The sequence below is a fragment of the Cytobacillus horneckiae genome, assembly GCF_002835735.1.
Classification (GTDB): domain Bacteria; phylum Bacillota; class Bacilli; order Bacillales; family Cytobacillaceae; genus Cytobacillus; species Cytobacillus horneckiae.
Window position 1 is genome coordinate 1 of record NZ_PISD01000096.1, and the last position, 9447, is coordinate 9447.

The 9447-nt window shown below is 38.2% G+C and carries 9 protein-coding genes; 7 read left to right on the forward strand and 2 right to left on the reverse strand.

What is annotated here, in order from left to right:
- The first annotated feature begins 375 nt into the window (after positions 1-375).
- From CWS20_RS27350 to CWS20_RS27370, 5 genes are all read left to right on the forward strand, one after another.
- Positions 376-3030 (forward strand): YhgE/Pip domain-containing protein, encoded by a 2655-nt coding sequence (locus CWS20_RS27350; protein ID WP_066192355.1) that lies wholly within the window; start codon positions 376-378, stop codon positions 3028-3030.
- A 259-nt stretch (positions 3031-3289) separates the two neighbouring features.
- Entirely contained in the window at positions 3290-4132 is an 843-nt protein-coding gene (gene proC / locus CWS20_RS27355; protein ID WP_066192357.1) for a pyrroline-5-carboxylate reductase, read from the forward strand.
- Positions 4133-4231: 99 nt separating this feature from the next.
- Positions 4232-4675 carry a YbaK family protein gene (locus CWS20_RS27360; protein WP_066192359.1) on the forward strand — a complete coding sequence of 148 codons (444 nt, stop codon included), beginning with the start codon at positions 4232-4234 and terminating at the stop codon, positions 4673-4675.
- Positions 4676-4750: 75 nt separating this feature from the next.
- A complete protein-coding gene (gene cwlD / locus CWS20_RS27365) occupies positions 4751-5473 on the forward strand; it encodes an N-acetylmuramoyl-L-alanine amidase CwlD (RefSeq protein WP_066192361.1) in 723 nt (240 codons plus the stop codon).
- A gap of 166 nt (positions 5474-5639) precedes the next feature.
- The gene (locus CWS20_RS27370; protein ID WP_066192363.1) at positions 5640-6689 is read left to right on the forward strand and encodes an Mrp/NBP35 family ATP-binding protein; all 1050 of its coding nucleotides are present in this window, start codon (positions 5640-5642) and stop codon (positions 6687-6689) included.
- A gap of 42 nt (positions 6690-6731) precedes the next feature.
- On the opposite strand, the gene gerD is transcribed toward CWS20_RS27370, so the two are convergent.
- A complete protein-coding gene (gerD, locus tag CWS20_RS27375) occupies positions 6732-7355 on the reverse strand; it encodes a spore germination lipoprotein GerD (protein WP_066192366.1) in 624 nt (207 codons plus the stop codon).
- 149 nt (positions 7356-7504) lie between these two features.
- On the opposite strand from gerD, the gene CWS20_RS27380 reads away from it, so the two are divergent.
- Entirely contained in the window at positions 7505-8140 is a 636-nt protein-coding gene (locus tag CWS20_RS27380) for a KinB-signaling pathway activation protein (protein ID WP_066192368.1), read from the forward strand.
- A 19-nt stretch (positions 8141-8159) separates the two neighbouring features.
- On the opposite strand, the gene pdaB is transcribed toward CWS20_RS27380, so the two are convergent.
- The gene (pdaB, locus tag CWS20_RS27385; RefSeq protein WP_066192370.1) at positions 8160-8912 is read right to left on the reverse strand and encodes a polysaccharide deacetylase family sporulation protein PdaB; all 753 of its coding nucleotides are present in this window, start codon (positions 8910-8912) and stop codon (positions 8160-8162) included.
- Positions 8913-9046: 134 nt separating this feature from the next.
- Here pdaB and CWS20_RS27390 point away from each other — a divergent pair, with 134 nt between their 5' ends.
- A complete protein-coding gene (locus CWS20_RS27390) occupies positions 9047-9268 on the forward strand; it encodes a hypothetical protein (protein ID WP_066192372.1) in 222 nt (73 codons plus the stop codon).
- Positions 9269-9447 lie beyond the last annotated feature (179 nt).

Genomic DNA, 9447 nt, shown 5'->3' on the forward strand with positions numbered 1-9447 from the left:
GGAAAACCGGAGCTTCCGGTGAATAAATCGCATTTATTCCCCTAAAGCAAGAGAAAAGCAGAACCTCCCCCGAATAAAACGTCTTCTAATGAAGAGATTTTCCCATGCATGAAGACAATCTGAGAAATTTTAAAATCGGCCACTACAATCTTCAATAAATAAACCATGTATCGTTACAACAAAAAAAACAAATATTAACTATATGTATTATTTAACTTCAAAAATTCTTTGTGAATATCATCACTTATAAATGGCATCCCGCTTTCTTATGTTGTATTCTTATATGTAGCAAAAAAGTGGCTGCTGATGAAGTGGCAACTTTTATTTAATTTTCCCATTGGAATAATTGATAACTGAATAAGGAAGGGTGGAACATTGAAACAAATACTCAGCATTGTGAAACAGGATTTTCGGAATTTGAAGAGAGTTCCCCTTGTTGCTTTGCTGCTGATAGGTTTGGCCTTTTTACCTTCACTGTATGCCTGGTTTAATATTGCAGCGACATGGGATCCATATAGTGAAACAGGACAAATTAAAGTAGCAGTTGTGAATGAAGATGAGGGTGCAGAACTCGAAGGTAAAGAAATTAATATTGGTGACGAGCTTGTTGATAATTTAAAGGATAATGACAAGATGGGCTGGACATTTGTTGATCGCAAAACAGCGGAGAAAGGTGTTCGAGATGGTGACTTTTATGCAAGTGTCTATATTGACGATACTTTCTCAAAGCAGTTAACAGATGTTCTTAATGGAAATCCAAATGCGCCAGAGGTTCGTTATGAAGTGAATGAAAAGCTGAATGCGATTGCTCCGAAAATGACGTCTGCAGGTGCATCGGCGATTGTGGAGGAAATTAGCCAAAACTTCTTGGCAGAGGCTTCAGAAGCACTTTTCGCAGGCTTTAATGATATTGGCATTAAGCTGGAAGAAGAGTTGCCTACGATTCGGAAAGTTGAAAATAATATTTTTGAACTGGAGAAGCGGTTCCCAGAAATAAATGAATTAGGCGAAAAGATTGTTGATTTAAATGAAGAATGGCCTGAATTGAAAGGAACTATTAACAAGGTCATTGAGCTAGAAAAGCATTTTCCTGAATTAAATCAAGGTGCTCAGCAAATCTTAACTTTAGAGGAAAAATTACCTCAAGTGAACAGTATTGGTGAAAAAGTGCTTGAACTTGAAGGAATGATTCCTGAGATTGAAAAAGCTGCTGAAGGTTTAACTGATGCCAGTGCGAAGTTTTCCGACATTGCCGGGCAATTAAATACCGCTCTTGATGGTGTTCATAAGGCACAGGGAATTATAGCAAATGTGCAGCAAGCGGTGCCGACTGCCAATAAAATAGCAACGGATGCTACAGAGTATGTCAACCAGTTAAATAAATTTTTATCTGAGAATGAAGGAGCAATCAATCCAATATTGGATGTCATTGTTCAAAATGCAGTTATGATTCAAAATGGTGCAGATTCTATTGATTCGATTCTTAAGCAGCTTGAAAATGACCAAATGAATGAATCAGTCAAGAAATCGATCACCGCCTTGCAAAATCAAATAGAGACAAATATTCAATTATTAAATGATGCAATCAGCATGTTTTCAAAGTTAAATGATAATGGGCAATTCACGCCAATCATTAACCAATTAACAGCAGTTAAAAATAGTTTGGAGAACTTGAATTCATCACTATCTAATATTGGAGCCGGAAACATGTCATCCGATAAGATGAATTCAATTCGTCAGCAAGCTCAACAAGCGAGCAGGCAGGCGGGAGAATTAATCAATTATTTAAACGGTGGAGGCAGAGAGTCAATTAACCAGGCGATGGCCGATTTAAGGGCAGCTGCGCAAAAAGCCGGAACTGATTTAGAGCATTTGCAAGCGGAATTGCCAAATATAGAAGAAGTGCTTGCCAATGCAGAATCGATTGCCAATATCGGTGAGGGGCAGCTGGAGAAAATTATACAGGATCTGCCTGCAATCGAGGCAAAAGTTAATGAATTAGTAGAAACGATTCAAACTGAATTGCCAGTGGCCATTCGTGCTGTTCATGAAGTGAGTGATTTTATCCGTTCTGATTTACCTGGAGTAGAGGAAAAGATTCATGAAGCAGCCAAGTTTATCCGCAATGACCTTCCGGGTATCGAATCTGAGTTTTCCAGAATTGCTGGATTAGTTGAAGAAAACTTGCCAGAAGTGGAGAAAGGTTTAGCAGAGGTATCCAATTTTATTAAAACGAGTTTACCTGGTCTGGAAGATACGGTTGGAAAAACAGCAGAAGGCATCCGTCAATTTGAACAGAATAATGATTTGAATGAACTGATTGCTCTGTTAAAAAATGATATAAAAGAAGAAAGTGAATTCTTTTCAGAGCCGGTTAAGCTCGTTGAAGAAAACCTTTATCATATTCCAAATTACGGTTCTGCGAACACACCATTCTATACTGCCTTATGTTTATGGGTGGGCGCATTGCTTTTAGCCAATTTGCTGAAAACCGATGTTCACCCGAAAGATATGAGAGAAGAATATAAAACGCATCATATTTACCTAGGCAGGCTTGTCTTATTTTTGATTATAGCCTTTTTACAAGGCCTGATTGTAAGCTTGGGTGATTTGTTTATATTAGGCACTTACGCAGCCAATCCAGTTTGGTTTGTTGTATTTACCATAGCCATTGCCCTTATCTTTATGACAATTGTGTACACGATTGTATCAGTGTTCGGCAATATCGGAAAAGCGATTGCCATCATATTAATGGTGCTGCAGCTATCTGGTGCGGGAGGTACATTCCCAATTCAAGTGGCGCCGCCATTTTTCCAGGCAATCAATCCATTCCTGCCATTCACTCATGCGATAAATATTTTACGGGAAGCTGTAGGTGGCATTGTGCCAAGTGTCGTTTGGCTAAGCTTTTTCTACTTATTCCTATTCTTCCTAGCAGCCTTAATCTTAGGGCTTGTATTGAAAAAGCCATTAACTCCTTGGTTAAGTAAAACAGCTGAAAAATCAAGATCAAGTCGAATGGTCGATTAATAGGTTAAAGACCCTCACATTATGTAGAGGGTCTTTGCTATATACAATGAACGAAGATGATATAGAAGCCTTAGAGACGATGAGGCATGATCAGGCGCTGTTTCTGAAGCCACAATTTAAATGTAAACGTTTTTCTTCACTATCTCGGCTCCATGCACACGACTTCCTTTTATCCCCTTGAATAAAGAATTAACCATGTTAAGATAGATATCGTTGAAGAATGAGCGGATGAAAAACACAACTTTTAAGGAGTGTTAAAATGTTGGAAAACAAAACAGTTGCATTTATCGGTGCAGGTTCAATGGCAGAATCGATGATTTCCGGAATGATTAAAGCGAATAAAGTTCCAGCAAATCGCATCTATGTGACGAATAAGTACAATGGTGACCGATTAACAGAGCTAAGAGAAAGATATGATATTCATACGATGCTGCAAAAGGAGCTTCCTTACGAAGAAATCGATTATTTTATTATGGCGATGAAACCGCATGGTGCAGAAGAAGCACTTGAAAATTTAAAAAGTAAAATCCGAGCGGATCAAGTGGTTATTTCCGTGTTAGCGGGCATTTCAACTGATTATATGGAGTCGCATCTAAATGAGGGACAGCAGGTTATTCGTGTGATGCCAAATACATCAAGCATGATACAGGAGTCAGCTACCGCTTTATCTTTAGGAGCCTATACAGAGAAACAGCATGAAAAGGATGTAAATGACTTGTTGGGATGTATGGGAGAGGTCTTCATTATTGATGAGGAGCAGATGGATGTATTTACTGGATTGGCAGGCAGCGGTCCAGCATACTTCTATTATTTAATGGAACAAATGGAAAAGGTCGGAGTAGAAAAAGGCTTAGAAGCGAAGGCAGCAAGGAAGATTGTTGCGCAAACCATTTATGGAGCAGCTAAAATGGTTCTCGAAAAAGATGAAGCGCCTGTTATTTTACGGGAAAAGGTTACTTCACCTAATGGAACAACGGCTTCAGGTGTAGAAGCACTAAAAGAGAACAATGGAGGCAAGGCGATTTCACAGGCAGTTTACCACGCAACAGCACGTTCGAAGGAAATTAGAGAAGAATTAGAAAGCGCGCATGTTCTTCATTAAAATAGAGAATAACCCGAAAAATTGGCAACGGAAATCACCGTTGCTTTTTGTATGCCTCACCTTTCGTCGTTAAAGACTATAATTAGAGGTGAGACCACATTGACAGTCATTACAACATTTGAAGATAAAAGAAGAGAAAAGCAGCTTAAATATGAAAAGTCAGTACTAAAAGAAATTTCAGTGAAGAATTTAAAGGAGAAAGTAAAACATTACTTCGGTTCTTCACGTTTAGTCTCAGGGCTATTAATGAATTCAGGTATAGAGGAAGCATGCTACGATGTTGCCATTGAAGCTTATTTACTTGGTGCTCATTATAGCCACTTTGGAAGGAATGGGGAGCCTATCGAAAAGGTTCAAGAACGGTGTGCAAAGGAAAAAACCCATTTTACCGACACCTTATATAATTTCCTTCTATACTGGAGTCAAGGAGAAGAAGGCGTGCTTAGTGAATCGTTATATTATATTTGCGAGGAGTACGTAAACAGCTGGTGGATGGAAGGCTTTATCAATGGCCAGCGCAGGCATAAGCTCCGTCTTCATTAATTAACGCTTCTTCCGTTCTATTACTCCGCCTTGTCCCATATATTTAAATGAGGACGAGCGGGGAGTGATATTCTTGTGAGGAAAAAAATTAAAGCAGGCGCGTTTATTTTTGGATTAGCGGTTTTATTTTTTATATTGCAATATGATTTCACTGAGAATGATTCATGGAATTCCTGGAACCTGCCGCTTTCAGGGAAAATTATTTTATTAGATCCCGGTCATGGTGGACCAGACGGCGGGGCAGGGAGTCAGGATGTATTAGAGAAGGATATTGCCTTGGATGTTTCTTTAAAGCTAAGGGACTATTTGCAGGAGCAGGGTGCCCTTGTCATGATGACTCGTGAGGATGACCGCGATCTTGCGCCGGAAGAAACAAAGGGGTATAGTCGTCGCAAAGTCGAAGATTTAAAGAAGCGGCTTGATATGATAAATAATAGCGATGCTGAATTTTATGTCAGTATTCATTTGAATTCAATTCCGTCCCCAAAATGGAGCGGAGCACAAACGTTCTACGCACCGCATATTGCAGAAAACCCAAGAGCCGCCAAGTTTATACAGGATGAATTGATCACCAATTTAGAAAATACAACGAGGCGTGCGAAAGAACTAAGGCATGTATATATTTTGGAACATTCCAAAAAGCCGGGTGCTTTAGTAGAAATAGGTTTTCTATCCAATCACAACGAACGGGCGCTTCTGCAGCAGGATGATTATCAGAATAAATTAGCTGCTTCCATTTATAATGGGATATTGCGTTATTATTCAGATGAGAAAGAACTAAAGATAGAGGATGAATGATGCTAATATTAGCATCATTTTTTTATCCATTACCATCCTTTAGTTACCATTTATGATATTGGCGAAATTATCAGGCAGTGCAATAGTGAAACAATCCTAACTATGTTAAAATATATTTTATAGTTATTCTAATATGGAAACGAATACAAAAGGCGGTGCGCAGGTAATGATAACAGAACAAAAAGTGATTGAAGCATTAGGAGATTTAAAAGAGCCATTTTTACATAAAACACTTGGTGAGTTAAATGCCATCACAGAGATTAAAATTAAAGAAGAGAAAAATCATGTAAGTGTGAAGGTATTGGTTGCAAAAACAGGTACTGCAGAACAATTGCAGCTTCAAACAGAAGTGGTCAATCGCATTAAAAGTGCAGGCGCTGATTCAGTAGGTATCCGCTTTAGCGAGCTTCCTGAAGAAGTGCTTTCACAGTACAGACAGGCTGCGCCAGAAGAAGATAAAGGTCTTCTTTCTCCAAATAGCAAAACAAAATTTATTGCGATTGCGAGCGGTAAAGGCGGCGTTGGGAAATCAACTGTATCAGTAAATTTAGCAGTATCATTAGCAAGACAAGGGAAAAAAGTAGGCTTAATTGATGCAGATATTTATGGATTCAGTGTGCCGGATATGATGGGCATCACTAAGCGTCCTGTTGTTCGCGGGGAAAGGATTATCCCTGTTGAAAGATTCGACGTAAAAGTTATTTCAATGGGCTTCTTTGTTGAAGATAATGCACCGATCATCTGGAGAGGACCTATGCTTGGAAAAATGCTTAATAGCTTCTTCAATGAAGTAGAATGGGGAGACCTTGATTATCTACTATTAGACTTGCCTCCTGGAACTGGAGATGTAGCGCTGGATGTTCACACAATGCTTCCATCATGTAAAGAAATCATTGTAACAACTCCACACCCTACAGCCGCATTTGTAGCAGCCCGTGCCGGGGCAATGGCATTAAGAACCGAGCATGAAATCGTTGGTGTGATTGAAAATATGGCATTCTTCGAAAGTAAAGTAACTGGTGAAAAAGAATATGTATTTGGCCGCGGGGGAGGAGAGAAGCTTGCTGACGAATTAAGAACAGAAGTGCTAGGCCAGCTTCCGCTTCAACAGCCTGATTGGAATGATGATGATTTTGCCCCATCTATCTATGATGCAGATCACCGCCTAGGTAAAATATATACAGATATTGCGAAAAAAGTAATTGAAACGGTATAAAACATAAAAAAGCGAGTAACCAAGGTTGCTCGCTTTTTCCTATTATTGACCTCCACCGGTAGCTTCTTCTTCACCAGATCCGCTTTCTTGTCCGCCACCTTCACCGCCACCGCCACCGCCGGAACCTTTCCCTGCTTCTTCGGCTGCTTTTAGAAGTATATCTTGAAGCTTTGCTTTAAAAAGCGGACTTTCAAAAGTCTCAGTAATGACTGTCTTCAAATGTTCGCGATATTCCTGACTTTTCATTAAGTTCGTAATTTCTTTCTCCATTTCAGGATCTTTCATAACTTCCATCATCATCTTCTGATATTCAGGGTCTTTCATAAGATCTTTTAGCAGCTGCTCATTTTCATTTTTCATACTTTTAGCCATTGATTCTGCAAACTTTGGATCATCAAACGATTTTTTCCAAAATTCGCTCCCTTTTTCAGAGGTTAGCGTTGTTTCTATCGTATCTCTTACCATTCCCTGATCCATGACGAGCTGCTGCTTTATTTTCTCATCAGCAAGCAGCTCCTCCACTGCTTTTTTTCCATCATCTGTTTTTAATATATCAACAAGCATTTTCTTTGTCTGATCGTAGTCCATGTATCCTGCTTCATTTTGTCCGCATCCTGATAATACAAGAACTGCAATGAAAGACAGGATAAAAAGGCATTTTTTCATCTTTATAAGCCCCCTAATTGAAATATCCCTTACCATTAGAATGAAGAAAATGAGTCAATATTATGCGCGAAATGCAGAATACCTAGATTTTTCAAGTGGAGGTTGGTACAATCATTAAGTGAGATTATACGTTATGGGGGAAAAATAAATTGACTAGCCGTGTGTGGGTAAAGTTTTTTTTAACAACGCTGCTTGTCGGCGGAATCACGACAGGTATTGTTGGATTTATTGTCCGTTGGAATGAATTCGACCATCTTTTTGCAAATTTTGAATGGCTCGAAATTCTATCAGTATTATTTTGGTTGTTCGGTGTAGGTTTAATTTTTAGTATTATTAGTCAAATGGGATTTTTCGCATATTTAACTGTTCATCGCTTTGGTTTAGGGATATTTAAATCTTTATGGAATGGTGTTCAAATTATTTTAGTTCTTTTTGTGTTATTTGATCTTGTTTATTTCCGTTACAAAGCTTTTGCTGAACCAGGGGAAGGTGTTATCCCTTACTTCGGTTTGGTGGCAGTCATACTAATCGCTGGTCTGTTAGTTGCTGCACTGAAAGTGAAAACAACAAATAAAGGAGCCTTTATCCCTGCATTATTTTTCATGGTTGTTGTTACGACAATAGAATGGGTTCCGGTGTTAAGGGTAAACGAAGAAAGCTGGATTTGGCTTATGGTTTTCCCGTTGCTAATATGCAATGCGTATCAGCTGCTTATTTTACCAAAATATAATCAAGAATCTGCAATACAAAGACAACGCCTTGCAGCAAAAAAGTCGTCCACATAATGGACGGCTTTTTTTAATTTTATTTTATTTCCTCTGTAGAAGTACTAGCATTGGCAATCATTTCGGAAACCGTTACAAGCTTCAAATTATTTTCTTTAATATTCTCTATAATAGAAGGCAGCGCTTTTGCTGTTTGTTTTGCGGAGTCAGAAGCATGCATGAGAACGATATCTCCTTTTTTTGCTTTTCCAACACGTTCAACGATGGCGTTGGCACCTGGATTGGTCCAATCTTTAGAATCAATACTCCAATGGACAACGGTATAACCCAATCTTTTTGCTGACTCAAGCGTTTTTTTGTCAAAATGGCCTGTAGGCGGACGTACATAATTAATATCTTTTATATTTAGCTTTGCAAATGCGGTTTGTGCCTTGGCTATATCTTGTCTTATCTTGTCTGCTTCCAATTCCGTATAATCTTTGTATTCATATCCTAATATTCCAATTTCATACCCTTCCTTAACGATGCGAGAAACCAAATCAGGATGTCGCTCCGCCCACGATCCAGATAAAAAGAAGGTAGCCGCTTTAACATTTTCTTTTTTTAGAACATCCAAAATAGGCTCAGCTTTTTCGTCCCCCCAACCAATATTGAACGTGAGAGCGATATCGTTCTCCCCTTTATATATTGCCTTTGGATCATCTTTAGAAGAAAAAACAGGCATATGAATCGTCGTTTCCATAAACAAAAACATTGCTGTGAAAAAGGCTGCAATCAATATTAGTGTCAGCTGTTTAATTGTTTTAGCATGAAATACATAAAAAAATTTCAATGTCATCACCTCGTCCAATATATCCTTGTCTCATAACTATGCGGCGTGTTCCATAATAATGATTAAAAAAATGCTAATAAAATTTCGAAAGCTGGGATAACATAGAAATTACGAATATTGAAAGGATGTAGCCTGTGATAGGATTTATATTGAATGATAAAGAGCTGCAGGAAATGGAATACTTAATTAAAAGAGAAATGGACGAGATTTTATTTGATTTGGAGGACGAGCGGATAGCCCATGTTGTCAAACAATCTATGAAAGAAAAGTATAGTATTTTGTATTCTTTATTTAAAAGGATCGCTACTCCAGATGAGTGTGTAAAATATATGCTGAAGCATCAAAAGAAGGGTTAATTAAAATATATAAAAAAACTTTAAAAAAGTTATTGACGTTTTTAAATGTATGGTGGTATTATATTAAAGCAGTCGTTAATGACGACAACGATAAAATGTTTTTTAAAAAAGTTGTTGACATTAAGTTGCTGAAAATGTTATATTAATAAAGTCGCTTCTGAAGCGAATGAGATTGATCT